General features: G+C 63.9%; 29 protein-coding genes and 1 tRNA gene. 14 read left to right on the top strand and 16 right to left on the bottom strand.

All coding sequences use genetic code 11. The features are described from left to right. Positions 1 to 96: 96 nt before the first annotated feature. Both mtaB and dapF read right to left on the bottom strand, forming a co-directional pair. Positions 97 to 1,359 carry a tRNA (N(6)-L-threonylcarbamoyladenosine(37)-C(2))-methylthiotransferase MtaB gene (gene mtaB / locus ACZ7GB_RS11255; protein WP_472158727.1) on the bottom strand — a complete coding sequence of 421 codons (1,263 nt, stop codon included), beginning with the start codon at positions 1,357 to 1,359 and terminating at the stop codon, positions 97 to 99. After that, positions 1,356 to 2,156: a diaminopimelate epimerase gene (gene dapF, locus ACZ7GB_RS11250; protein ID WP_472158726.1), complete on the bottom strand. Its 801-nt coding sequence runs from the start codon at positions 2,154 to 2,156 to the stop codon at positions 1,356 to 1,358. The genes mtaB and dapF overlap by 4 nt, the downstream gene beginning before the upstream one ends. Before the next feature lie 142 nt (positions 2,157 to 2,298). Between dapF and ACZ7GB_RS11245 the strand changes: the two genes are divergently transcribed. Then, a tRNA-Lys gene (locus ACZ7GB_RS11245) sits at positions 2,299 to 2,374 on the top strand. Between the two features lie 76 nt (positions 2,375 to 2,450). Here ACZ7GB_RS11245 and fliP read toward each other — a convergent pair. From fliP to fliF, 4 genes are read right to left on the bottom strand one after another with little or no spacing between them, the layout of a single operon-like run. Further along, the gene (fliP, locus tag ACZ7GB_RS11240) at positions 2,451 to 3,227 is read right to left on the bottom strand and encodes a flagellar type III secretion system pore protein FliP (RefSeq protein WP_472158724.1); all 777 of its coding nucleotides are present in this window, start codon (positions 3,225 to 3,227) and stop codon (positions 2,451 to 2,453) included. 1 nt (position 3,228) lies between these two features. Further along, complete coding sequence (locus tag ACZ7GB_RS11235; protein WP_078522277.1) at positions 3,229 to 3,507, bottom strand: FliM/FliN family flagellar motor switch protein; 279 nt, start codon at positions 3,505 to 3,507, stop codon at positions 3,229 to 3,231. Next, entirely contained in the window at positions 3,500 to 4,099 is a 600-nt protein-coding gene (locus ACZ7GB_RS11230) for a FliH/SctL family protein (protein WP_472158722.1), read from the bottom strand. Before ACZ7GB_RS11230 ends, ACZ7GB_RS11235 begins: the two co-directional genes overlap by 8 nt. Beyond that, on the bottom strand, positions 4,096 to 5,721 hold the full coding sequence (gene fliF / locus ACZ7GB_RS11225) for a flagellar basal-body MS-ring/collar protein FliF (protein WP_472158721.1): 1,626 nt from the start codon (positions 5,719 to 5,721) through the stop codon (positions 4,096 to 4,098). The genes ACZ7GB_RS11230 and fliF overlap by 4 nt, the downstream gene beginning before the upstream one ends. Positions 5,722 to 5,843: 122 nt before the next feature. Between fliF and ACZ7GB_RS11220 the strand changes: the two genes are divergently transcribed. The 10 genes from ACZ7GB_RS11220 to ACZ7GB_RS11175 all read left to right on the top strand — a co-directional run bounded on the left by ACZ7GB_RS11220 (position 5,844) and on the right by ACZ7GB_RS11175 (position 15,696). Further along, entirely contained in the window at positions 5,844 to 6,335 is a 492-nt protein-coding gene (locus tag ACZ7GB_RS11220) for a flagellar basal body-associated FliL family protein (protein WP_472158719.1), read from the top strand. 11 nt (positions 6,336 to 6,346) lie between these two features. Beyond that, positions 6,347 to 6,700 (top strand): hypothetical protein, encoded by a 354-nt coding sequence (locus tag ACZ7GB_RS11215; RefSeq protein WP_472158718.1) that lies wholly within the window; start codon positions 6,347 to 6,349, stop codon positions 6,698 to 6,700. Beyond that, entirely contained in the window at positions 6,697 to 7,299 is a 603-nt protein-coding gene (locus tag ACZ7GB_RS11210; RefSeq protein WP_472158717.1) for a MotE family protein, read from the top strand. The genes ACZ7GB_RS11215 and ACZ7GB_RS11210 overlap by 4 nt, the downstream gene beginning before the upstream one ends. Positions 7,300 to 7,376: 77 nt before the next feature. Continuing rightward, positions 7,377 to 8,246, top strand: a complete 870-nt coding sequence (gene motA / locus ACZ7GB_RS11205; protein ID WP_472158715.1) for a flagellar motor stator protein MotA — start codon at positions 7,377 to 7,379, stop codon at positions 8,244 to 8,246. Continuing rightward, positions 8,243 to 10,552 (top strand): hypothetical protein, encoded by a 2,310-nt coding sequence (locus tag ACZ7GB_RS11200; RefSeq protein WP_472158714.1) that lies wholly within the window; start codon positions 8,243 to 8,245, stop codon positions 10,550 to 10,552. Before motA ends, ACZ7GB_RS11200 begins: the two co-directional genes overlap by 4 nt. 84 nt (positions 10,553 to 10,636) lie before the next feature. Beyond that, positions 10,637 to 11,383, top strand: coding sequence for a transglycosylase SLT domain-containing protein (locus ACZ7GB_RS11195; protein ID WP_472158712.1), 747 nt, complete (start codon positions 10,637 to 10,639; stop codon positions 11,381 to 11,383). Then, positions 11,383 to 13,467 (top strand): flagellar biosynthesis protein FlhA, encoded by a 2,085-nt coding sequence (flhA, locus tag ACZ7GB_RS11190; RefSeq protein ID WP_472158711.1) that lies wholly within the window; start codon positions 11,383 to 11,385, stop codon positions 13,465 to 13,467. The genes ACZ7GB_RS11195 and flhA overlap by 1 nt, the downstream gene beginning before the upstream one ends. Positions 13,468 to 13,526: 59 nt before the next feature. Beyond that, complete coding sequence (locus ACZ7GB_RS11185) at positions 13,527 to 14,252, top strand: flagellar biosynthetic protein FliR (protein ID WP_246832597.1); 726 nt, start codon at positions 13,527 to 13,529, stop codon at positions 14,250 to 14,252. Then, positions 14,249 to 15,340, top strand: a complete 1,092-nt coding sequence (locus ACZ7GB_RS11180) for an EscU/YscU/HrcU family type III secretion system export apparatus switch protein (protein WP_472158709.1) — start codon at positions 14,249 to 14,251, stop codon at positions 15,338 to 15,340. Before ACZ7GB_RS11185 ends, ACZ7GB_RS11180 begins: the two co-directional genes overlap by 4 nt. Further along, positions 15,328 to 15,696 carry a hypothetical protein gene (locus ACZ7GB_RS11175; protein ID WP_472158708.1) on the top strand — a complete coding sequence of 123 codons (369 nt, stop codon included), beginning with the start codon at positions 15,328 to 15,330 and terminating at the stop codon, positions 15,694 to 15,696. Before ACZ7GB_RS11180 ends, ACZ7GB_RS11175 begins: the two co-directional genes overlap by 13 nt. 42 nt (positions 15,697 to 15,738) lie before the next feature. On the opposite strand, the gene ACZ7GB_RS11170 is transcribed toward ACZ7GB_RS11175, so the two are convergent. The 9 genes from ACZ7GB_RS11170 to ACZ7GB_RS11130 are packed head-to-tail and all read right to left on the bottom strand — an operon-like array spanning position 15,739 to position 20,318. Further along, positions 15,739 to 16,272: a flagellar basal body-associated FliL family protein gene (locus tag ACZ7GB_RS11170; protein WP_472158706.1), complete on the bottom strand. Its 534-nt coding sequence runs from the start codon at positions 16,270 to 16,272 to the stop codon at positions 15,739 to 15,741. Between the two features lie 9 nt (positions 16,273 to 16,281). Next, positions 16,282 to 17,007 (bottom strand): flagellar basal body L-ring protein FlgH, encoded by a 726-nt coding sequence (gene flgH, locus ACZ7GB_RS11165; protein WP_078551122.1) that lies wholly within the window; start codon positions 17,005 to 17,007, stop codon positions 16,282 to 16,284. Positions 17,008 to 17,017: 10 nt separating this feature from the next. Continuing rightward, entirely contained in the window at positions 17,018 to 17,443 is a 426-nt protein-coding gene (gene flgA / locus ACZ7GB_RS11160) for a flagellar basal body P-ring formation chaperone FlgA (RefSeq protein ID WP_472158705.1), read from the bottom strand. After that, entirely contained in the window at positions 17,443 to 18,228 is a 786-nt protein-coding gene (flgG, locus tag ACZ7GB_RS11155) for a flagellar basal-body rod protein FlgG (RefSeq protein ID WP_472158703.1), read from the bottom strand. Before flgG ends, flgA begins: the two co-directional genes overlap by 1 nt. A 15-nt stretch (positions 18,229 to 18,243) precedes the next feature. Beyond that, on the bottom strand, positions 18,244 to 18,960 hold the full coding sequence (locus tag ACZ7GB_RS11150) for a flagellar hook-basal body complex protein (protein ID WP_472158702.1): 717 nt from the start codon (positions 18,958 to 18,960) through the stop codon (positions 18,244 to 18,246). 1 nt (position 18,961) lies between these two features. Next, positions 18,962 to 19,228 (bottom strand): flagellar biosynthetic protein FliQ, encoded by a 267-nt coding sequence (locus ACZ7GB_RS11145; protein WP_078522260.1) that lies wholly within the window; start codon positions 19,226 to 19,228, stop codon positions 18,962 to 18,964. After that, complete coding sequence (gene fliE / locus ACZ7GB_RS11140; RefSeq protein ID WP_472158700.1) at positions 19,228 to 19,518, bottom strand: flagellar hook-basal body complex protein FliE; 291 nt, start codon at positions 19,516 to 19,518, stop codon at positions 19,228 to 19,230. Before fliE ends, ACZ7GB_RS11145 begins: the two co-directional genes overlap by 1 nt. 18 nt (positions 19,519 to 19,536) lie before the next feature. Then, positions 19,537 to 19,929 (bottom strand): flagellar basal body rod protein FlgC, encoded by a 393-nt coding sequence (gene flgC, locus ACZ7GB_RS11135; RefSeq protein ID WP_078602322.1) that lies wholly within the window; start codon positions 19,927 to 19,929, stop codon positions 19,537 to 19,539. A gap of 2 nt (positions 19,930 to 19,931) precedes the next feature. Next, entirely contained in the window at positions 19,932 to 20,318 is a 387-nt protein-coding gene (locus tag ACZ7GB_RS11130; protein WP_078605961.1) for a FlgB family protein, read from the bottom strand. An 80-nt stretch (positions 20,319 to 20,398) separates the two neighbouring features. Between ACZ7GB_RS11130 and ACZ7GB_RS11125 the strand changes: the two genes are divergently transcribed. Next, entirely contained in the window at positions 20,399 to 21,724 is a 1,326-nt protein-coding gene (locus ACZ7GB_RS11125) for a FliI/YscN family ATPase (protein WP_472158698.1), read from the top strand. 3 nt (positions 21,725 to 21,727) lie between these two features. Here the strand turns inward: ACZ7GB_RS11125 and ACZ7GB_RS11120 are convergent, their stop codons facing one another. Then, positions 21,728 to 22,486, bottom strand: a complete 759-nt coding sequence (locus ACZ7GB_RS11120; protein WP_078541616.1) for a TSUP family transporter — start codon at positions 22,484 to 22,486, stop codon at positions 21,728 to 21,730. Between the two features lie 168 nt (positions 22,487 to 22,654). Here ACZ7GB_RS11120 and ACZ7GB_RS11115 point away from each other — a divergent pair, with 168 nt between their 5' ends. Beyond that, entirely contained in the window at positions 22,655 to 23,548 is an 894-nt protein-coding gene (locus tag ACZ7GB_RS11115) for a lysostaphin resistance A-like protein (RefSeq protein ID WP_472158696.1), read from the top strand. Positions 23,549 to 23,614: 66 nt separating this feature from the next. Further along, positions 23,615 to 24,559: an acetyl-CoA carboxylase, carboxyltransferase subunit beta gene (gene accD / locus ACZ7GB_RS11110; protein ID WP_078522256.1), complete on the top strand. Its 945-nt coding sequence runs from the start codon at positions 23,615 to 23,617 to the stop codon at positions 24,557 to 24,559. Positions 24,560 to 24,610 lie beyond the last annotated feature (51 nt).

Raw genomic sequence — 24,610 nt, 5'->3', positions numbered from 1 at the left:
CAAGCTAGCTCACGCTGCGAAAAACGAAAGCCCCCTTCGGCTTGGCTCAAATATCCCGGGGGAGAGGCGCACGGCGCCGAGGGGGCAGCGCCCCCTTTACCCCGCCAGCAACCGCGCCCCGTCATGGCCAGTGATGCGCACGGTCATCAGCGTGCCTTCGAGCTGGTCCGCTTCGAACGCCACCTCGGCAAAGCCTTCGGTGCGCGCGACGCGCGGGGTCTCGGTCAGCACGAGCTGTTCGGTGCCGACCTGCGCGTCGAGATGGGCGGCCAGCGCGGCCTCGCCCTTCGCGCGCAGCCGGGCCGCGCGCTCCTTGACGATCGGGCCTTTCACGGCGGGCATCCGCGCGGCGGGCGTGCCCTTGCGCGCGGAATAGGGGAAGACATGCAGGAAGGTCAGCCCGCAATCATCGACGAGCCGCAGGGAGTTTTCGAACATCTCCTCGGTCTCGGTCGGGAAGCCCGCAATGATGTCCGCGCCGAAGACGATCCCGGGGCGCAGTTTGCGCGCCTCCTCGGTGAAGGCAATGGCGTCGTCGCGCAGGTGGCGGCGCTTCATCCGCTTGAGGATCATGTCGTCACCCGCCTGAAGGCTGAGATGCAGATGCGGCATCAGGCGCGGCTCACTCGCGATCGCCAGCATCAGGTTCTCATCGGCCTCGATCGAGTCGATGGAAGAGATCCGCAGGCGCGGCAGGTCCGGCACGAGGCGCAGGATCCGCATCACCAGATCGCCCAGACGCGGCTCGCCGGGCAGGTCCGCGCCCCAGGAGGTCAGATCGACCCCGGTGAGGACGACCTCGTTGAAGCCGCGATCCACGAGGCGCTTGATCTGCTCGACCACGACGCCCGCTGGGACAGAACGCGAATTGCCGCGCCCGAAGGGGATGATGCAGAAAGTGCAGCGGTGATCGCAGCCGTTTTGCACCTGCACATAGGCGCGATGGCGGCCGAACCCGTCGATCAGGTGACCGGCGGTCTCCTTCACCGACATGATGTCGTCGACCATCACGCGCTCGGTCTCGCCGATGAAATCGGGGCCTTGCGGGGCGAGCTGCGCCCAGGTGTCGGCCTGCATCTTCTCGTGATTGCCGATGATCTTGGTGACCTCGGGCATCGCGGCGAACGTCTCGGGCTCGGTCTGCGCGGCGCAGCCGGTCACGATCACCGGCACGTCCGGGTTCTCGCGCGACAGACGGCGGATCTCCTGCTTGGCCTTGCGCACGGCCTCGGCGGTCACGGCGCAGGTATTGACGACCACGGCCCCTTCGAGCCCGGCGCCTGCAGCCAATTCCTTCATCGCCTCCGTCTCATAGGCATTGAGACGGCAGCCGAGGGTCGAGAAAACGGGCGGTTTCATATCGCGTCCAGATAATCTTGGGTGAGGGTCGCATCGAAGACATGCGCGGTGGGGCCGGTCATCCAGACGCCATCGTCGCGCCAGTCGATCTCCAGCTGGCCGCCATCGACATCGACGAGGACGCGCTTGCCGGTGAGCCCCCGCAGATGCGCGGCGACGGCGGTTGCGCAGGTACCCGAGCCGCAGGCGAGCGTGATGCCGGTGCCGCGCTCCCAGACGCGCATCCGCAGATGGTCGGGGCCGATCACGCTGGCGAATTCGACATTGGTGCGCTCGGGGAACAGGGGATCATGCTCGATCACCGGGCCCTGGCGATCCACTTCGACCGCCTCGGCGTCGTCGACGAAGAAGACGCAATGCGGGTTGCCCATGCCGACCGCGATCGGGTCGCCGCCCAGCGGCAGATGCGCCGGATCGATGCCGGGCAGAATCGGAATTTGCGCCGCTTCGAGAATCGGCGCGCCCATATTGACCGAGACCATCCCGTCCTCGCGCCGCACCGCGGCAAGCTGGCCCCGTTCGGTCAGAAGCGTGACATCGGTCCGGTCGAGCTGGCGCATCATGTAATCACTCACGCAGCGAGTCGCATTGCCGCAAGCGCCGGCCCGCGTGCCGTCGGAATTCCAGAATTCGAGCGTGAAATCAGCCCCTTGTGCAGGGCGGATCACGGCAAGCTGGTCAAATCCCACGCCGCGATGCCGATCGCCCAGCGCACGCGCGAGCGCAGGCGTAACCGGATCGTCGCCCTCACGGGCGTCGATCACGACGAAGTCATTGCCGAGCCCATGCATCTTCATGAAGGGCAGTCCGGTCTGTGTGCGCTTTGTATTCATGGCGCGCGATATACGCCCGCGCCAAGGTTTTTTCCAGATGTGCAATTTTTGTGAATTTTATGCCTTGACCCCCCCGGCGGGGGTTTGTAGAGACGCGCCCTGTGATGGGCCGTTAGCTCAGTTGGTAGAGCAACTGACTTTTAATCAGTGGGTCGCAGGTTCGAATCCTGCACGGCTCACCATCACCCTCAGAAACCCGGGCTTCGGCCCGGGTTTTTGCGTTTCTGGACCTGCGGTTATGCGGCCCAGCCTCCGGCGTCAGAAATAACTGCGTACCAAGGCCCCCGAGAGCAGCACCCAACCGTCCGCCACCACGAAAAAGGCGAGCTTGAAGGGAAGCGCCACGACCGCGGGCGGCACCATCATCATCCCCATCGACATCAAAACCGCCGAGACGACGAGGTCGATGATCAGAAACGGCAGGTAGACGAGGAAGCCGATCTGGAAGGCGCGGGTGACTTCGGACAGCATGAAGGACGGCACGAGGGTCGAGAGCGGCGCGCCTTCAAGGCTTTCCGGTGCGGGCGTTCTGCTGCGCAACTCGGCCAAGGCTGCGAAGGTGTCGGGATTCGTGCGCCCGGCCATGAAGGTGCGGAAAGGCTCGATCCCCTTGGTGAACGCCTCCTGCCAGTCGATCGTGCCGTCGATCAGCGGCTGGCCCGCGACGCGCCAACTCTCAAGGAAGACCGGCTCCATGATGAACCATGTCAGGAACAGCGCGAGGCTGATGATCAGCATATTCGGCGGCGATTGCTGCAACCCGAGGGCTTGGCGCAGAATCGACAGCACCGTGACGATGAACGGAAAGGCCGTGACCATGATCGCGAGCCCGGGCGCGAGGCTGAGTAGGGTGATCGCCGCAATGATCAGCAAGGAGCGGCCCGCGAGGCTATCGCCCTCCCCGACAGAAAGCGTAATGTCCTGAGCCTGCGCGGGCAGCGCCACGAGCGTTAAGGTTAATGCCGCGAGCAGGACCAGCCAAAGCGCAGGCAGGCATATCGTGGCCGCGCCGGGAGAGATTAGGCGGGGGCGCATCTCACAACCCGTTTTGCAGATCGGCCACCTCGGTAAGCCGCACCGCAAGCTGTCCGTCGCTGCCATCGATCTCTGTCAGCTCGCCGCGCGCGATCAGCTTGTCCCCGACATACAGCTCCACCGGGTCCTCCACTTTCCGGTCGAGCGGCAGCACGGCGTCGCGCTTCAGGCGCAGCAAATCGCGCACCAGCGGGCGGGCCTTGCCAACCGAGATGGTGATCTCGATCGGGACCTGCGTGAAGGGATTGGCGGTCGAAGCGTCCGGCGCGGTTTCATTCATCTGGCTTGTCCTTCGCGGTGGCGGTGAAATAGGTCGTGACCGCGCGCGAAATGGCGGCGGTGACGGCGTCGAGATCGACGCGGGTCTCGGTATCGGCGAAGCGCAGATAGACCTGGCCCTCGCCAAGGCTGGGCTCTGCCGCGAAGACGAGTGGCAAGTCTGCACGTGGCGCGAGCGCCTCTTGAACCTGCGGCAATGCGATCGGATTGCCGACCACCGTAATCGGCGTCGCGCAGAGATCCTCGGCAATCGGCATCAACTGCTCGGCCACGACGGGGCCAAGCGACGCGCGCGCAAGCTCGGGCAACAGCTTGCCGCAGATCTCGACCAGAAGCGGCTGGAGCGCGTCGAGCATGTGCTGGCGCGCTTCGTGATAGGTGAAGCCCAGCGCCTGCAGGTTGCGCCCCAGATCGGCGTGAAGTCGCGCGGTTTCCGCATTTTGCGCGGCAACGGCATCGTCCCACCCGGCCTGATATCCGGTCTCGAAGGCGGCCAGCTTGGCCTCTTCCAACTCGGCTGGCGCGAGCGCGATTTCACCCGCCTCTGCCGAGTTCGGCTCAAAGGATTCCAGTTTCAGCCTTTGCCCCATCATGTTTTCTCCGACGACTCTTCCATCCAGCTACGCAGGATTTCGACGGTTTCCGCCTGCCGCTCCTCAATCATCTTCTTCAATCGGTCGACGGGGTCGGCGGGACGGTCGAGGTCGAAATCCGCCTGTGTCGCCATCGGCAGGTCACCGAGGTCGAAATCGGACACCAGCTGCATGTTCATGTCCGGCATGTCTCCGTCGTCGATTTCACCGGTGAGCGCCGTCGACGCCGTGGTGCCCTCCTCCGAGGCGCTGGGCGCGGGCAGTTCCGCCGCGCCTGCACGCGATTTCTGCAGCAGGATCGGGCGCGCGACGAAGAGACCAAGCACGAGCGCGACGATCGCAAGGACCGCGATCTGGATGATCTGCGTCAGATCGAGAGCCATGCTGTCGATGAAGCCGGGCCCTGCGACGGTACCCGCGTCTGGCAGCGCCTCGAACTGCATCGACCGCAGGGTGATCACGTCGCCACGCGCCTCGTCGAACCCGACCGCCGAGGCGACGAGTTCGCGCAGATCGGCCAGTTCGGCATCGCTGCGTGGTTCCCAGCTTGGCGTTCCATCCGGGTTGGTCCCGCGCACCCCATCGACGAGCACGGCCACGCTGAGCCGCTTGAGTGCGCCGGGCGCGCGCAGCAATTCGCGGCGCGTCTCCGACACCTCGAAATTGGTGCGCGCGCGGGTCTCGCTCGTACGGCTTTGCGATTTTCCGGTCTCGCCGGTGCCGTTATCGGGCAGATTCGAGGCCACGGTCGTTGCCGGTGGCGTGGTCGAGTCGGAGGTCTTCGAGGTCTCCGACGTATCGGTGGAAATCGCCACGCGCCCCTCCGGATCGAAGCGCCTTTCGGTGATCGCCTCGCGCTCTGTCGCGGTGTCGAGCGCCACTTCGACAACGACGTTTCCGGCCCCCACACGCGCCTCGAGCAGCCGTTCGACATTCTGCTTCAACGCTTGTGCGCGATCTTCCCCGCTGCCGGTCAGCGCGGGATTGTCGTTAAAGGGGATGAGCCCCCGCGCCGAGTCGATCACCGAGACATCTTCGGGCGTCATACCGGTCACCGCCGAGGCCACGAGATAGCGCACCGCCTTTGCCTGCGCGCCGCTCAAGCCCCCGAGCGTCGGCGTGATCGTCACCGAGGCCGTCGGCTCGGGTGTTCCGCGAAACGGCATATTCGTCGGATGCGCGATATGCACCCGTGCCGATCGGATCGACGGCACGGCGGCGATCGTTCGCGCCAATTCCCCCTCTTTCGCGCGCCAATAGGCCGCGTCGAACATCTGCGAGGTCGTGCCGAAACCCGACAGCGAATCGAGCAGTTCATAGCCCGCCCCGCCGCTCGCGGGCAGACCCTGCGAGGCAAGCGTCATCCGCAATTCGTCGCGCTGCGGTGCGGCCACGAAAATCGAATCGCCACGCACCTCATAGGCCATACCGCGCTGTTCGAGCGCCGAGATCACCTCCCCCGATTCCGCGCTGCCAAGCCCCGCGTAAAGCAGCGCAAACGTCGGCTTCGACGCGATCGACCCGATGGCGAAAACCGTGGCGATCATGGCGATCACCCCAAAAACTGCGGCGAGTTTCCTGCGCATATCTAGGCCGGCCCAAGTGTCGATGAGTTGCTGCAAGACGAACCTCCAAAGAGCGGGCGTTCTACCCGAGCGTCGCAGGCACCTTCCCTTAATGCGATTAACAATCGGTTAGTCCGACTCGGGTATTCCAAGTCTCGAACCGCAACAGCGAGGCCCCTATGACGGACGCCACTGCCGAGGCCGAAGAGCCACCGAAGAAAAAGTCCAAGCTGATGCTCCTGATCGGTCTGGTACTCATGCTGTTGCTGGGCGGCGGGGGCTTCTATGCGGTCTATTCGGGGCTGATTCTCGCACCTCCGGACACGGCACACGGTGCTGCCGGGCCGGAGACGCACACACCCGAGGCGCTTCCCGATATCGCCTATGTCGCACTCGAACCGCTCGCGATCACGCTGAGCGGGGCATCCGCGCGCCATCTGCGTTTCGCAGCCGAGCTTGAGGTACCCAGCGCCTATCAACATGACGTGGAGCTTTTGAAGCCGCGCGTGATGGACGTGCTTAACGGCTATTTGCGCGCGGTTGATGTCAGCCTTCTGGAGGATCCGAGCGCGATGATGCGCCTGCGCGCGCAGATGTTGCGGCGGGTGCAACTGGTCACCGGAGACGGGCGCGTGCGCGACCTTCTGGTCATCGAATTCGTGCTGAACTGAGGGAGAGAGCAATGCAATTCCTTGCCGAAATCACATCCGGACTCGCGGCCTTGGCGGCGGCGAATTATTGCTTCGTGCTCGCGCGCAGACTCAAGCGGTTCAATCAGCTGGAAACCGGAATGGGCGGGGCGATCGCCGTGCTGTCCGCACAAGTCGATGACATGACGCGCGCGCTCGAGCGGGCGCAGGCGACCGCGGGCACGTCCGAGCGGCAATTACGTGCCCTGACGGAACGCGCAGAGGCGGGGGCGGAGAAGCTCGAACTGCTTCTGGCCTCGCTGCACGATCTGCCCGATGACGGTGAACCGCGCCGCCGTGTGTTGCGCCGACGGCATCGGGAAACGGATATGGAGGCGGCGCCATGACCCTTCTGCCCAAGCGCAAACCCGGCCGTCGCAAATCCCGCCCGGGCCGCGGTGCGCTCTGGATCATCGCCGCGCTTTTCGTCCTGTCCGGCGGATCGCAGCTTGTGCAATTCGGAGCCTGGGCGCGCGAGGCGACCGGCCCCGCGCATGAGACCGAAGCGGCGAAACCGGAAGACGATTGCATCGACGACGCGGGGTTCATGGCGATGCTTGCAGATCTCAAGGTGCGAGAGGCGAAACTCGTCGAACAGGAGGGGCTGCTCAGCGACCGCCGCAATGCGCTCGCTCTCGCGGAAACCCGGTTCGAAGCGCGGCTGAATGATCTCGTCGCGGCGGAAGAGGCGCTGTCCAAGACCGTGGCCGTGGCAGATGGCGCGGCCGAGAAAGATGTCGGAAAGCTCGTCGCCCTTTACGAGAACATGAAGCCGAAACAGGCCGCCCCGCTTTTCGCCGAAATGGACCCGAATTTCGCCGCAGGTTTTCTCGCCCGGATGCGGCCCGCCGCGGCCGCGGCAGTAATGGAAAGCCTCGAGCCGAAAACGGCCTATGCGATTAGCGTCCTGATGGCGGGCCGCAACGCGGGCGCGCCCCGCGACTGAGCGGGACCTTAAGGGTCTTGGGCATTTCTTAAACCGAATCATTCAAAGTCCCCCAAGAGTAACGGAAGGGGCTTTCCATGATCGGCATCATCGGCATCGTGATCATCTTCGCGATGGTTTTCGGCGGCTATGTCGCGGCGGGCGGCAAGATGGGGATCATCCTGAAATCCCTGCCCTTCGAGATGATCATGATCGGCGGCGCCGCCGTCGGCGCCTTCGTTCTGTCGAACGACATGGCCTCGATCAAGCACACGCTGAAGGATGTCGGCAAAGTCTTCAAAGGTCCGAAATGGAAGCCCGACGATTACCGCGATCTTCTTTGCCTGTTGTTCGAACTGATCCGGCTTGCCCGCCAGAACCCCGTCGCGATCGAAGAGCATATCGAAGACCCGGAAAATTCTTCGATTTTCGGGAAATATCCGAAGATCCTGCACGATCACGAGGCGATCGACATCATCTGCGATACAATGCGATCAGCCTCGATGAATTACGACGACCCCATGCAGGTGGAAGAGGTGCTCGATAAGCAGCTCGAGGCGAATTACCACCACGCCATGCATTCGAGCCACGCGATGCAGTCGGTCGCCGATGCGATGCCCGCGCTCGGGATCGTCGCGGCGGTGCTCGGGGTCATCAAGACTATGGGGTCGATCGACCAGCCCCCCGAAATTCTCGGCAAGATGATCGGGGGCGCGCTTGTCGGGACCTTTCTCGGCGTGTTCCTCGCCTACGGGTTCATCGCCCCCTTCGCGAGCCGGATGAAGGGGGTGATCGACGAAGAGAGCCACTTCTACAAACTGATCCGCGAGGTGTTGATCGCCAACCTGCACAATCACGCAACCAATATCTGCATCGAGGTTGGCCGCCAGAATACGCCCCACCACATTCGCCCAAGCTTCTCCGACCTCGAGGAGGCCTTGAAGTCGGTGAAATCGGAGGCGGCATGAGGTTCTGGATCGCGTTCCTTTTTCTGCTGCCTTTCGCACCAGCTTATGCCACGCTAATTCCGGTCAAATCGGGCGAGCATGACGGCTTCTCCCGCCTTGTGGTCTATCTACCCACATCGGCCAGTCGGGCCCTCGCACCCGTAGATGGAGGTTTGCGCCTCGCGACCGACGCATCAGATCCGCAATATGCGATTCAGAACGTGTTCGAGTTGATCCCGCGTGACAGGTTGAAAGCACTTATCGCAGAGCCGGATGGCACGCTTCTTCTGAAACTCGCACCCGGAATCGTTCCCGAAACCTTTGCTCTCGAAAGCGGTGCATTCGTCATCGACCTCAAGAATATCCCCCCAGATGAAGCCGCGCTGTCGCCAGCTGCGGCAGTTCGCGATCGGACCAAATCTTCGCCGACGAATGCGCCGCAGCCATCCTCCCCGCCCCGGCAAAGAACCGTTCAGCCCGTCGCGATTGGACGGGACTATCTCGACCTCTTCTGGCAGCCGCCGCATATGCGCGAAACCACCGCTGCGCCGGTGACGATTGCGGACGGCGCGCCCAAACCGCAAATCCCGCCGAAACCGGATCCGCGACTTGATGGCATTGAAGAGAGCCTCTTACGCCAAATTTCGCGGGCGGCATCGCAGGGGCTCGTGTCGGCTCAGGTAAAGCCTTCAGAAGTCCAGCCCGAAAAAAGCGGGCAAGAAGCAAAGTCTCCTGCAAGCAAGGCGGCCCCTGAGAGCGATTATGATCCGATAGGTCCACCCCCTCCGACACCTCCGCCGCATCTCGCCGTCGATTCGATGACCGTGATTGATCGCGATCATCTCGTCACGCCACCCCAGACGCAACTGGAGGTATCCGCATGCCCTCCCGATCGATATTTCGACCTCGCGAGCTGGATCGACGAGCGCCCGGCTTTCGCGCAGATCAGCGATGCACGCCGTGATCTTTTGGGCGAATTCGACGTCCCCAACCCGCGTAAGGTGATGGCTTTGGCAAGGCTATACATCGCCTTCGGCTTCGGGACGGAGTCCCGCGCGCTTTTGCGCGACATGGCCAAGGATGGTCCTAGCAAAGATGCTCTGCTCTTTGTCGGATCGGTTCTCGATCAGGACCCTGCCGCCGCCGCATCGCCGCTCGCGCGGCTCACAGATTGCGATGGTGCGGTCGCGCTTTGGGCTTTCCTTGCATCAGACCCGCCGCCCGAAAAACGAGATGTCGCATTCGCCGCGCTCCGCCGAAATTTCGAAACACTTCCGGTGGATCTGCGACGGTCTCTGGCACCAAACCTTGTGGCTAGGCTCATGCAGATTGGGGCAGCGGATGTGGCGAGGTCTCTCGAACCTGCGGTCAGCCGAATAACCACGGAGGATCGAACTGCGCTTGATACAGTGGAGGCGGAAATCCAAGCGAAGGAAGCGGATCCACAAGCTTTGGGTAACCTTGAGGCGCTTTCGAAGACGAATTCAGAGCAAGGGTTGCGCGCGTTGATCTTGTGGCTCAACGGCCAAATCGATGCAGGCGGAGAGGTCGATCCGGCAGCTCTCGCCAATGCTGAGGCGCTCGCATCCGAACTCGCCAAAGCGCCAGAGGCACCGGAGCTGCGGCGCATCGCTGCGATCGGGCACGCCGCGAATTCCGAATTTCCTAAAGCCTTTGATATCTATGCCGATGCGACCACGATCGCGGACCCAAACGGCACGCTCGCGGCAATATTCACACGGTTGGTTGGTCAAGCCAGCGACGCTGTCTTCCTTCGAACCCTCTACGACGAATTACCGCTTGCCGAGGCAGTCGCGCAGATACCGGACCTGCGACAAGAATTGGCCGAACGCGCAATCTCTCTGGGAATGCCGGCAGTCGCCGTGCGCCTCCTCGGCAAGGCCGCGCCATTGACGGAGCAGGACAAAACTCTGCTCGCTCGGGCAGCGCTTCTTGAGTTGGACCCTGCAGCTGCTCTCGCCCATCTGAAAGACCTCGGCGGTCAGCAAGTCGAGCAACTCCGGGCGGAGGCTTTATCCCGGCTCGGTCGACACAACGACGCGCGTGCCGCCTACCTGCGCGCGGGCAATTCGGACGATGCGCGCGCGCAGTCCTGGCATAAGGGCGACTGGTCAAACCTGGAGACTTCGCCCGATGCGGTGGAGAAGGAGTTTTTGGAAACTTTCGTTGCGCCGCCTCCGCCTGAGGCGGAGGTCCAAGGCGGCCCGATCACTCAGGCACGCAACCTATTGGAGCGAAGCCAAGCCGAGCGGGAAACGCTGTCGAAAATGCTCGACCGTCTTGCCTTGCCGTCCGCACAGGAATGACGCGCAGAAACGGCGCAAACGGTTTCTAAATCTTTGGCCGCTAGGTCTGGGTTTGCAAGAATTGCACTGCAAAGGGAAAATCCCATGCCTTGGTTTCGGCGGGCTCTGTATGTCCTCTGTCTAACCCTCGTTCCGCTATCCGCGGCGGGGCAACCCCAGCTATGCGAGGCCGCCGCGAAGCAAGCCTCGCGCGAAAGCGGCGTTCCTTATGCGGTGCTCATGGCGATCTCGCTAAATGAGACCGGACGCAAAGGCGCGGGTGGCTTCGAGCCGTGGCCGTGGACCGTGAATATGGAAGGCGCTGGGCATTGGTTCGACAACCGGGACTTGGCGCTCGCTTACGTTTTCAAGGAATTCAAACGCGGCGCGCGAAGCTTCGACGTCGGATGTTTCCAGATCAATTTCAAATGGCACGGGCAGCATTTCTCATCGATCGAAGACATGTTCGACCCGTTGGAAAACGCCCGATATGCGGCACAATTTCTGAAATCACTCTACGCAGAAAGCGGTGACTGGAAGAAAGCGGCGGGCGCCTATCACTCGCGCACGCCCGAGCATGCGAACAGCTATTCGAGACGCTTTGCCCGGTTTTACGCGAAACTCGCGGGCAGAAGCGGCCCGAAAGACGTGATGACCACTTCCGCTGCCGCGGCCAGTCCATTGCCTGATATTCCCGACATCGTGCTGGCACAAAGCGCATCCCAAACACGACGCCGAGAAAACAGCTACCCGCTTCTGCTCAGGTCGAAAGACGCAGAGCCGCCCCGGCCGGGCGGTGCCCCGGGCGCCTCCCTGTTCGCGCGTGCGGCGCGGAAAGCGCGAGGGATGTGATGGCGGCTCCGCTCGTGCAACGCGCGTTTCAGCCAACGATCCTATTGGCGCTCGCGCTGATGGCGGTCATCGCAATGATGATCCTTCCGGTGCCCTCCTGGATCCTCGACATTGGACTCGCGACCTCTTTCGCCCTCGCGATCCTGATCTTCACCGTCACCCTTTTCATCGAACGTCCGCTCGATTTCTCCGCCTTTCCCACCATTCTCCTTGCGACGCTCATGCTGCGGCTGTCGCTCAATGTTACCTCGACGAAACTCATCATCGGAAACGGACAAACGGGTACGGGTGCGGCGGGCGGCGTTATCGAAGGGTTCGCGAATTTCGTCATGAGCGGCTCGGTCCTGATCGGGCTGGTCGTGTTCTGCGTGATCCTGATCGTGAATTTCATCGTGATCACCAAAGGCGCGGGGCGCATGGCCGAGGTCGGCGCGCGCTTCGCGCTCGACGCGATGCCGGGTAAGCAGCTCGCGATCGACAGCGACATGAATGCGGGCGCGATCGACCATGCCGAAGCACGAGAGCGGCGCGAACGCGAGCAGGCGGAAACCACCTTTTTCGGCTCGCTCGACGGGGCATCCAAATTCGTCAAAGGGGACGCGGTTGCTGGGTTGTTAATCACGATGCTCAACCTCGTGGTCGGGCTGCTTATCGGCACCGTCGTGCATGGAATGCCGCTCGACCGCGCGCTCGAGACCTATGCGATCCTCACGGTCGGCGACGGCCTCGTCAGCCAGATACCGGCGGTCATCATCTCGATCGCGGCGGCCATCCTTCTGTCGCGCGGCGGGGCGAAAGGCTCCACCGATCTGGAGTTGTTCCGCCAGCTTGGTAAATACCCGGCCGCCCTGACCACCGTTGCGGTCTTGATGGCGCTTTTCGGTCTCGTGCCGGGCCTCCCCTTCGTGCCTTTCACCGCGGGGGCCGTCATCCTCGGCACCGCAGCCTATATGCTGCGGCGCGCAGAGCGGACGCGTGCGCGGCGCGAGGCGATGAAAATGCCTGCGCCAGAGACCGGGCCGAAGCAGAAATCCATGGGTGACGTGCTCGACATCGACGATATCCATGTCGAATTCGCCCCGGATCTGGTCAAGATGGCGCTCGATCCGGCGACGGGTCTGGACGCGCGCATATCCAACATGCGCAATCACGTCGCGGCGAATTTCGGATTGATCCTCCCCGAAATTCGGCTGACCGACGACGCAACCTTGCCGCCCGGTCACTATCGCGTCCGCGTTCAGGGGGTGGAGCAGGCGCGCGATCGGCTGATGCCGGAGCATGTTCTTGCGCTGATCGCGGACAATCGCGAGTTCCTGCCCGACGGCGAAGAGGTCCGCGAACCGGTGTTCCACGCGCCCGCGCTTTGGGTGCCCGCCCATCAGCAGGAAGACGCGGCGCTTGCCGGCTCAACCGTGGTCGGGCCGACGGAGGTGCTCGCGACGCATCTTCTCGAAGTGATCAAGGCGAATTTCTCGCGGCTGATGACGTTGCGGGCGCTGCGGCGGCTGCTCGACGAAGTCGCGAACCTCTCCGATCCGACACGCGCGCAGGCCAATCGACGCGTTCTCGACGAGCTCATCCCCGACAAGGTGCCGGTCGATCTGCTGCTTTCGGTGTTAAGGCTACTGCTCGATGAACGAGTCTCGATCCGCAACCTTCTGCTGATCGTCGAGGCGATCTCGGAGGCGCGTCACCTGCAAAGCCCCGAGCAGATCTGCGAACATGTGCGGCAGCGCCTCGGCTTCCAGCTCGTTGCCGATCTGCGTCGCGAGGACGGCACGATTCCCCTGATCCAGCTGGCGCCCGATTGGGAGGAACGCTTCGGAAAATACACGATCGGTGGCGAGGCGGGCAGCGATGTCGCCTTGCCACCTGACCTGTTCAACAAGCTGGCGGCGAATATCGCCGAGAAACTCGCCGGGTCGGCGCAAGCGGGAACCTTCCCGGCACTGGTCTCTTCAGGGCGCAGGCGGCGTTTCTTGCGCACGGTCATCAACGCGAAAGGGCTGAACGCGCCGGTCCTGAGCTACGAAGAAATCGGCCTGGAGGCGCGGCCCGCGATGGTCGGACAGGTCCCTGCATGAGCCCGTCGCTTCTCGATCTGCTAAGCGAGATCCTGCAACAAGCACGAAGCTTTTTGTTCATGGGTTTCATTGTCTTGCTGCGGGTGGGCGGGATTGTCGCCATGGCCCCGGGCTTTGGCGAGACGAGCCTGCCTGCGCGGATCAAGACGGGTGTCGCACTCGCGATAACCCTGGTGACGGTTCCGGCACTCGCGCCGACGCTCGCCAGTTTCGACCAAGGGACGGCTTTGCCGCTTTGGCTGGCCTCGGAAATCGCGATCGGCCTCTTTCTTGGCTTCGGATTGCGCGCCTTTGTCTTCGCTCTGCAAATCGCAGGCACAATGGCGGCGCAGTCGAGTTCTCTCTCGCAGCTGCTCGGCGGAATGGGCGGAGAGCCGCAACCCGCGATCGGGAACCTGCTGCTGATCGCCGGGATCGCGGTGCTGATGAGCCTCGGGTTTCACGTCCAGCTAATCGAGTTTCTGCTCGGCACCTATCAGGTGTTACCGGTGGGCGAACTGCCCGATCCGGATGCGCTGCGTCGCTGGGGCGTCTCGGGTGTCGCGCATGCGTTTTCGCTCGCTTTCACGCTCGCCGCCCCCTTCGCGGTCACCGGGCTGATTTACAACGTTGCGCTTGGCGCGATTAACCGAGCCATGCCGCAGCTCATGGTCGCGTTCGTCGGCGCCCCGGCGCTCACGGCGGGCGGTCTGATCCTGCTCGCACTATGTGCGCCCACCGCCATTGCGATCTGGCGCGAGGCGGTCATGGCCTTCCTCGGCAACCCGTTCGGAGCCGTGCGATGAGCGAAGACGAAGCCGGCGAAAAGGAATTCGATCCAACCCCGCAGAAGTTGGAGGAAGCACGGCGCAAGGGCGATCTGGTGCGCTCGACCGAGATTTCCGTGGCCGCAGTCTATGGCAGTTTTCTCGCGACACTGCTCGGCCTGGGTATCTACAGCGTGACGCGGTTCGGCAGTGGGGCGATGGCGATGCTTGATCGCGCCGATGAGATGGCCGCGCAGTTTCTTGGTGGCGGGACGGCCCTGGGCGGGCGGATCATCGGCACGCTGCTCCTGCCGCTCGCGCCGTTTTTCGTGGTGCCGATGATCGCCGCGCTCGTCGCCTACTGGGCACAACGCGCGATCGTGGTCGCGCCCGACAAGATCCATCCAAAGCTCAGCCGGATCAATCCGCTGAAGAATGCTGCGCAGAAATTCGGACGCAGCGGGCTGTTCGAATTCGCCAAGAGCGCGACGAAACTCGCCGTGATCGCGACGATTCTTTTCATTTACTTCAAGGCGCGCGCCGATCTGATTTTGCTCACGCAGCGTCTCGAACCGGTGCAGATCGTGGGATTGCTGTTTCGGATGATCGCCGAGTTTCTGATGATCGTCACTGCCCTCGCCGCCACGATGGGCGCGATCGACTATCTTTGGCAGCGGTCCGAATTCCTGCGCCGCAACCGGATGACGCGCAAGGAATTGACCGACGAAATGAAGCAATCCGAAGGCGATCCTCATCTGAAGGCACAGCGACGTCAGAAGGGGATGGAGCTTGCGATGCGGCAATCGGTTCCCGACACCGCCAAGGCCGATGTCGTGATCGTCAACCCAACCCATTACGCGGTCGCGCTGAAATGGGATCGCGCCTCGGGTCGTGCGCCGGTCTGCCTGTCGAAAGGGGTCGATGCGATCGCGGCGCGGATCCGCGAGATCGCGGCGGAAAATGCGGTGCCCGTGCATTCGGACCCGCCGACCGCGCGGGCGCTATTCGCGGCGATCGAGATTGGCGAAGAAATCCGGCCGGAGCATTACAAACCCGTCGCCGCCGCGATCCGCTTTGCGGAGAAAATGCGCAAGGCGGCCCGCGGAGGTGCGGCATGGCGCAAATGAGCAAATTGCAGGTAAAGCGGCTGGCGGCGCTCGCCCGATTGACCCGTATGCAGCGGGAGGCGGAGCTTGCAGCGCTCGCACGGCTGAACGCCCGGGCGCGCGCGCTCGATGCGCGAATTGCCAGCTTCCAAACGGAGGAGCGGTCGACCCGGGAGACGCTCGCGCAGGAACCAGCCTCCGGGCAGAACACCCTCGCCTATCTGCGCTACCTGTCGCTGGAAGACACGCGGCTACGCGCCGCGCGGAAGGAGCTCGACCCCGCGCTTGCTGCGCAACATGGCGCAACCGCGCGCGCGGTGGGGCGCCATGACGTTGTCACGAAACTTGGCCACCCGAAACGAGGCGCCCCGCGCTGAGGCACGGGATCTCTCGTCTGGCGCAGATATCGCGGACCGGACCTAGCTGTCCTGACGCACGATGTCGGAGACCAAGACCGCAAGGACACCGGGACCTAGAATGCTACGCGCGGTCTCGGTCAGGGCGCGCCGCAGGCGCGACATGTTCGCGGAATCCGTGAACAGGCCCTGAAATCCCCCCGTATTCGCGTGATCGAACAGCACCTGGAGGAACGCGTCGCGCAGTTTCGGCTCAGCGCGGTAGACGGCCTCGGTCTCACCGACCTTCACCTCGAGACTGAGCGACAGGATGACCATGCCGGAGATTCGCGACTCGGTTACCAGCGGCACGATGAACTGGTTGTTGAGCTTGACGAATTCGGAGGTGACATCGCCCTCGTCCCCATGATCGGCGGCGGCCGGGTTCCCATGAGCCTCTGGTGCGGCGCCGTGATCTCCTTCCGCTGCCCCCTCCGCAGCGGCCGGGTCGGTGGGATGTTCTGCGGGCGGAGGGGCTGGGCGCAGGAAATACCCGGCCGCACCGCCACCGGCGAGGCCGATCAGACCGAGGAGAAGCGGGAGAAGTTTACCAAGCATTGCGGAACCTCAGAAGGGCAGGAGAATATCGGCGATCTGCTGGCCGTAGCGCGGCTGCTGCACATCGGTGATCTGCCCGCGCCCGCCATAGGAAATCCGCGCGCCAGCGATCTTGTCATAGGTGATCTCGTTCTGGCGGCTCACATCGGCGGGTCGCACGAAACCGGTGACGATCAGCTCGCGCACCTCGAAATTCACCCGCACCTCCTGGCTGCCCTGAATGCGCAACACGCCATTCGGGAGCGTCTCGATGATCGTTGCGGCCACGCGGAGAGTCAGTTTCTCGTTTCGCGACACCTGCCCGTCGCCGGAATAGGTCGAATTCGAATTGGTCGAGACGGCGTCGGCCATGCTCGCCCCGTCTGGCAGGCGCTTGTCGATCCGCTGCGGAATGCCTAGCATCGAGGTCACCCCCATCGTATCCGATCCGCTGCGCGAGCGGCCCGTCGAATTCGAGATCTCGGCCTTATCGTTAATCTCAATCACGACGGTGAGGATATCGCCCCGCTTGGCGGCGCGTGGGTCGCCCAACAGCGAGTTGCGCGCACCTGACCAAAGAGAGGCTTCTTGTTCGGGGCTGCGCGCCTCCGTCGTGACGGGCAGTGGTGAGGAGGCCATGGCGTAGAACTCGTTCCCGCCTTCCATCGGCGTGAATCCGGGCGCCTTACCGACCTGCTCGAGCCGCCCGCAGGCGATGAGCGTGATCGACAAAAGCAACAGGGCAGGAGATTTCATCGCGAATTCCTCATGGGGCAACATGGGCAGTTCCGTCAGCGCCAAGCGTCGCGGAGACCACGGTTTTGGAAGCGGCGTTCATCACGCGGATCGTCTCTCCGATGCCAGCGCGATCGAGCGCGCGGCCTTCGGTTCGGATCTCCAGCGAGCCGCGGCGAAACAGGAGCGGGATGATCTGATTGCGCTCGACAATGGCGGGCTGCCCCAGATCGCGGGCTCGGATCGGGCGACCGGCATAGATCACCCCGCGCGTCTCGAGGCCGATCGCTTCCTCCGGCCCGGTCAACGCCCCGGCCACCTCGCCCGGTTGCAACCCGACATCCGCGGGAGCGACGATCGTCCGGGCGCGCATGGTGTGCAGCGCGACGAGCGTGTCCGCCAGGGCTTGCCCCGGCAAAAGACCGGATGCCGCAATCAGGATCGCCCGCCGCAGCATCAGCGCACCTGTGTCGTCGCGCCAAGCATCTGATCGGCGGCGGAAATGACCTTCGCGTTCAGCTCGTAGCCGCGCTGCGCCTTGATCAGCTCGGTGATCTCGCGCACCGGATCGACCGAGCTCTCCTCCAGATAGCCCTGCCGCAGCGTGCCCAACTCATCCGCGCCGGGCGTATTCACATTGGGCGGACCGGAGGCGCCGGTTTCGAGAAACAGGTTCGACCCGATCGCCTCCAGCCCCTTCTGGTTCGAGAAATTCGCCAAGGTGAACTGCCCCAGAAGCTGCGGCGCGACCTGATCGGCGAAATAGGCATAGACCTCGCCCTCCGCGTTGATCGCAACGGCGCGCGCGTCGTTCGGAATGGTGATATCCGGCACGACCGGATAGCCGTCAGAGGTCACGATCTGTCCGGTGCCGTTGCGCTTGAGCCCGCCATCGCGCGTGTAGGCGGAGATACCAGAGGGCAGTGTCACCTCGAGATAGCCATTGCCGTCGATCGCGACGTCCAGATCACCGCCCGTCGCGCTGAGCGAACCCTGCGCGATGTTGACCGTCACGGCCGTCGGGCGAACGCCGAGGCCAAGCTGCACCCCGGCGGGGATGGTCGTGCCATCGGTCGCGTTGATCGTGCCGGGGCGGGTCATCTGCTGGTAATGCAGATCGGCGAACTCGGCGCGGCGCGCGTTGTAGCCAGTGGTCGACATGTTCGCGAGGTTGTTGGAAATCACCTCGACGCGCATCTGCTGCGCGCTCATGCCTGTGGCTGCGATCTGAAGAGCTCTCATGTCATGGGCCTCCTGTTAGCGGGCGAGCGTCTGGATGACGCCGCGGATTCGTTCGTCTTCGCGTTCGAGAAAGGCCTGGCCCATCTCGTAGGCGCGCTGGACCTCGATCATGCGCGCGATCTCGGTGATCGGATCGACGTTGCTGTCTTCGAGATACCCCTGCATCAGAACCGCGCCCTCCACCGGTTCGGCCCCGGCCTCTGCGGTGAAGCGGGTGCCGCCGACATGGCTCAATTCGTTTGGATCGGTAGGAAGGTAGACGCCGACCTGCGCGATCGGCTGGCCGTTGTTCGAAAGTGTGCCATCGGCCGCGAGCGCGACCGAAGTCGCCCCCGAGGGAATCGCAACAGGGGTGCCACCGGAATCGAGCAGCCGGAACCCGTCGGGCGTGAGCAACTCGCCTTCAGCCGATGGGATGAAACTGCCAGCCCGCGTGAGCTGATTGCCCTGCGGGGTCTCGATCATGAAGAACCCCTCGCCCTCGATCGCGAAATCGAAGGTGCCGCCTGTCTGGGTCAGCCCGCCTTGGCTTCGATCGATCAGACGACCATGCGCCCGCGCCATCGACAGCGAGGGTTCGTTACCCTCCAACCCCGAGAGATATTCGGAGAAGATCACGCCCTCGCGCCGAAACCCGGTGGTCGAGACATTCGCGATATTGTTCGCGACAGTCCGCATTTCGCGCATCAGGCCGGATTGCCGGGTGAGTGTGGTATAGATTGCGTTATCCATCTCAGCCCCCGGCGACGATCGGCAGGATGGTGCGGGTGAAGAACTCCACCAGCTTTTCCGACATGAAGCTCATCGACACCCAGAACACGACGAGCATCGCCCCCACTTTGGGCACGAAGGTCAGCGTCATTTCCTGCACCGAGGTCAGCGCCTGAAAGAGACCGATCGTGACCCCGGCGACCAGCGCGACCGACAGAAGCGGCGCGGCGATCAGCACGGCGATCCACAAGCCCTGCCGGAGCGTGTCGAAGAAAATCGCGTCCTGCATCAGACCGGCATCCTGAGAATTCCCTGATAGGCCTCGACGACCTTGTTGCGGACGGTCACCGCCGTCTCGATCGCGAGTTCCGTCTGGGCGAGCGCCTGCACCAGCGCATGTGGATCAGCCTGTCCCGCCATCGCGGCTTTGGCAGTGTCTTCGCCTGCCTTGACCGCATCGACGAATGAGTTCGCCGCCTGTTCGACAAGGGAGCCCGGCCCGGAACCGCCCGCTTCCGGCGGGACAGCAGCCCGGGCCTGGGCGTAGCTTTGCGTTGCAAGGGAGGTGTTAAAATCCATTCTAGATCTCCTCGGTCTTTAGCGGCGAAGCAGTTCGAGCAGGGAGGCCGACATTTGCCGGGCCTGATCGAACATGCGCAAATTCGCCTCGTAGCTGCGCTGCGCTTCGCGCGCGTCAGCGATTTCGACCACCAGATCGACATTCGAGCCGTCGTAGTAGCCGTTCTCGTCGGCCATCGGATGGCCAGGTTCGTAGATTTGGGTGAGTTCGGATCGGTCGAGCCGCACCGGGCCAAGGGTGACCTCTCCGGTGGGAGCACCTTCGGAGACGACCTTCTCGAAGCCCGCAATCTTGCGGTGATAGCCGGGCGTATCGGCATTCGCGATATTCTCAGAACTGTGCCGAAGCCGCATCGCCTGCGCCTTCATGCCCGAGGCGGACAGCGCCATGGATTGGGTGAAATCACTCATCTTCAGCCCCTCCCGAGCGAACTGCGCAGGATGTTGAGCGAGGAGCGGTAGATCGCGAGCGACAGATCATGCTCGCGTTTCACCTCGACCGAGCGGACCATCTCTTCTTCCAGCGAGACCGAATTGCCGTCGGGCGAGGTGACTCCGGGAGAGGCGATCACCTCGGGCGCGGTGGTGATCGTCGCCGAGGCGTCGATGTGACCCGACCGCGTCGCCCGCAGAGCGCCGCTACCCTCGCTGCGATAGAGGTCTTCGAAAGCCGGCAGGTCACGCGCCGCATAGCCGGGCGTGTCCGCATTGGCGATATTCTCCGCAACCGCGTTCTGGCGGGCTGCGGCGTGGGTGGCCATCGCACTGGCCATTTTCATGATCTCAATCTTCTCGAACATCGGGGCTTCTCCTCCGAGCTATCAACCAAGCTTTAAGAGCGAATCGTTTAGAAAACGTTTCGAGAACATCGGAGGCCAGAATGGCATTTGCGGGATTCGACCTGTTGCGCGCCGAAATGCGCGGTATCGCGAGCACCCATGCGGTCGGGCGCGTGCGCGAGGTGCGGCGCGGGATGATCAAGGTCAGCGGTCTGGCTCGTTCGGCGGCCCTTGGCGACCGCGCGACGATTCGCTGCCAAAGCGGGCGCGAAATCGGCGCGGAAGTTCTGTCGCTGACGCGCGGGGCGGTCACTGTGCTGCCCGATGGAGCCGCCGATGGCGTGGCGATCGACGACGAGGTGGAGCTGCTCGGTCAGGGCGGGATCGCCCCGCATGACAGCTGGGTCGGGCGCATCATCGACCCGTTCGGAAAGCCGCTCGACGGGCAACCGCTGATCCACGGCGGGCGCGAGCGCGATTTGCGCGCAAGCCCGCCTCCTGCCGCCCAGCGCAAGCGGTTGGGCGGTCGGTTGGAGACGTCACTTGCCGCCTTCAACACGATGCTGCCGCTGGTCCAAGGCCAAAGGGTCGGCCTTTTCGCGGGATCGGGCGTCGGGAAATCCTCGCTATTGGCGAGTTTCGCGCGCGGGGTCTCTGCCGATATCGTCGTCATCGCGCTGATCGGCGAACGCGGCCGGGAATTGCGGGAATTCGTCGAAAAGACGCTCGGCCCGGAGGGGATGGCCCGCGCGGTGATCGTCGCCGCCACCTCGGATCAATCGCCGCTGGTGCGCCGCCGATGCGCCTGGACTGCGATGGCCGTGGCCGAGCATTTCCGCGATGCGGGCCAGCATGTGCTGTTCCTCGCCGACTCGATCACGCGCTTTGCCGAAGCCCATCGCGAAGTGGCGCTCGCCGGGGGCGAGCCCGCCTCGCTGCGCGGCTATCCGCCCTCGACCTCCTATCAGATCATGGCCTTGGGCGAGCGCGCGGGCCCCGGCGCCGAAGGTCAAGGCGACATCACCGGCGTTTTCTCGGTTCTGGTGGCCGGTTCCGATATGGACGAGCCGATCGCCGATATCCTGCGCGGCGTGCTCGACGGCCATGTGGTGCTGGAGCGCGAGATCGCGGAGCGGGGGCGCTTCCCGGCGATCAACATGCTGCGTTCAGTTTCGCGCTCGCTGCCCGACGCGGCGGATCCCGAGGAAAACCGGCTGATCGGCAAGGCGCGCAGCCTGCTTGGCGCCTATGACCGGGCCGAGATGATGATTCAGGCGGGGCTCTATGCGGAAGGCTCGGCCCCGCGCATCGACGCGGCGATCAAGGTCTGGCCCGAGCTGGACGCCTTCATCGCCGAACCCGCCCCCGACGGCATCGCGGGCAGTTTCGCGCAGCTGCGCACGATCCTGTCGCAGGTGCAGGGCTAGGGTCTAAATCAGGTCCCAAAGCAGCTTCGCGGCCAGCAGCGTCGAGGTCGTCACCAGCAGCGGCTTGATCAGCCGCGCGCCCACCCGCATCGCAAGCCGCGAGCCCAGCCGCGCCCCGGCGATCTGCGCCAGTCCCATCGCGATGCCCAGCACCCAGAGCGGCGAGCCGACCAGCAGGAACCCCGTCAGCCCCCCGATATTCGACGAGAAGTTCAGCAGTTTCGTATGCGCCGTCGCCTTCAGCACGCCGTAGCCCGCCAGCGTCACGAAACCGATCATGAAGAACGACCCCGTCCCCGGCCCGATCAGCCCGTCGTAAAAGCCGATCACCGGCACGAAGGCGGCCGTGAACAGGCCGGGCCGAATACGCTGCACCCGATCCGTGTCATCCAAACCGGGCCGCAAGGCGAAAAACGCGGCAATCGCGACGAGGATGAACGGCAGGGCGATCTCGATCTTATCAGTCGGGATGCGCGACACGAGAAGCGCCCCCGCGAGCCCGCCAAGGAACCCGATCACGGCGGCCAGCAGCTGTTTTCGTAGCACCACATGGCCCGAGGCCGCGTAGGAAATCGCTGCGGTCGCTGCCCCGAACGTGCCCTGAATCTTGTTCGTCGCCAGCGACTGCACCGGCGGCACACCCGCCAGCAAAAGCGCCGGCACCGTGATCAGCCCTCCGCCGCCCGCGATGGAATCGACCACCCCCGCTGCGAAGGCCGCGCCGATCAGCATCACCACCAGATCGAGAGGAAGTTCAAACATTTGCACCCCGGTCAGAAGACAGCCGCCTCTTGTCCTGCCCGCGCCGCGAAAAGTAAAGCCGTTGCCTCACCGGGGCCGCAGCCGCTATCACCGAAGCTCAGCTTTGCGGAAGACCCAGATGACCCAATCGCCCCTTGCAGCCGCCCCTCTTCTTGCGAGCCCCGCCCGGTGATCGCGCGCACGAACCGATATGCGCCGCTCGAGGCGTTCGCGGCCCCCGCGAAGCCTTATGCGCAGATCTGGCGCGGGATGCTGGGTCTGGGCGTGATCGTCGCCTTCTACCTGCTCAGCGGCTGGGCGATGATCCTGTTCTTCTCCTCGATGCTCGACGATTTCTCGATGCTTCGGTTGTTTCAGGAAATCGCCCATGGCTCGACGCCGCGTGGCCTCGCCATCCTGCTCGCAAGCTTCGCGCCGCTTCTGATCGCGACTTTCGTCGTCAGCCGCCACCTGCATCACCGCGCGCCCGCGACGCTGTTCGGACAGCGGAGCCTCGCCACCTTCACGAAGGTGCTGCCGGTTCTGCTGCTCTTCGCTCTTTTCTCCTTCGGGCTGACCCAGTTCAGCGAGGCCGCAGCGCGCTCCAACCCGCTGCTGCATGTGCTGAGCTGGGCACCGATCGCGCTGCCGCTTCTGGGGGTGCAGATCGCGACCGAAGAGGTGCTGTTTCGCGGCTATCTCCTGCAGCAGCTCGCGGCGCGCTGGCGCAGCCCCCTGATCTGGATGGTTCTGCCCTCGGCTCTGTTCGGCGCACTACATTATTCGCCCGGCGCTTATGGCAGCAACGCGCTCTGGCCCGCGCTCTGGGCTTTCGGCTTCGGCTGCCTCGCGAGCGACCTGACCGCGCGGACCGGCAATCTCGGCGCAGCCCTTGCGCTGCATTTCGCCAATAATTTCGGCTCGCTCTTCCTCGTGGGCTTCTACGGCCAGCTCGATGGGCTCGCGCTCTACACGATCGTGATCAACACACGCGACCTTTGGGACCTCTTGCCGTGGCTTCTGCTGGACATGCTGCACCTGCTGATCGCGTGGTTGTTGATCCGCCTCACCCTCCGCGTCTGATTGCAATTCGTGCAGGGGCGGCGTATTTCAAGCCAAACCGACCCGCCCCAGCGAGAGGCTCATACGATGAACTGGATCACCAATTACGTCCGTCCTCGGATTAACTCGCTGTTTTCGCGCCGCGAAGTGCCCGAGAACCTTTGGACGAAATGTCCCGAATGCGGGACGATGCTGTTCCACCGGGAGCTGTCGGACAATCTGAACGTCTGCACCAATTGCGACCACCACCTCGCGATCACGCCCCGCGTGCGCTTCGAGGCGCTGTTCGACGGCGGCATCTTCTCCGAAGTGAAAGTGCCCGAACCGATCACCGATCCGCTGCATTTCAAGGACCAGAAACGCTATCCGGACCGGATGAAGGCGGCACAGAAATCGACCGGCGAAAAAGAGGCGATGCTGGTGGCCGAGGGCGAGATCGGGCGCACGCCCATCGTGGCCGCCGCGCAGGACTTCACCTTCATGGGCGGCTCGATGGGCATGTATGTCGGCAACGCGATCATCGCGGCGGCCGAACGCGCGGTGAAGCTCAAGCGTCCGCTGGTGCTGTTCTCGGCGGCTGGCGGCGCACGGATGCAGGAAGGTATCCTGTCGCTGATGCAGATGCCGCGCACCACCGTCGCCGTGCAGATGCTCAAGGAAGCGGGCCTTCCCTATATCGTCGTGCTGACCCATCCGACGACCGGCGGCGTGACCGCCTCCTACGCGATGCTGGGCGACGTGCATATCGCAGAGCCCAACGCGCTGATCTGCTTCGCGGGCCCGCGCGTCATCGAACAGACGATCCGCGAGAAGCTGCCCGAGGGCTTCCAGCGCGCCGAATATCTGCTGGATCACGGGATGCTCGACCGCGTGACGCATCGCATGAAGATGCGCGACGAGCTGATCACCATCCTGCGCATGCTGATGAACCTGCCGCCTGCGGTGAAGGGCGATCTGCCCGCGCCGGAGAAGGCGCCCGAGGAAGCGGTCGCCGAGGCGGCTCCCGAGGCCGAGGCGAAGCCCAAGACCTGATCTTCGTATTGGCTGAAATATCCCGGGGGGCGGCATCAGCCGCGGGGGCAG

This window comes from Thioclava sp. PTB-PU3-1, assembly GCF_055666785.1.
This window is presented reverse-complemented; position numbering and strand designations above follow the sequence as displayed.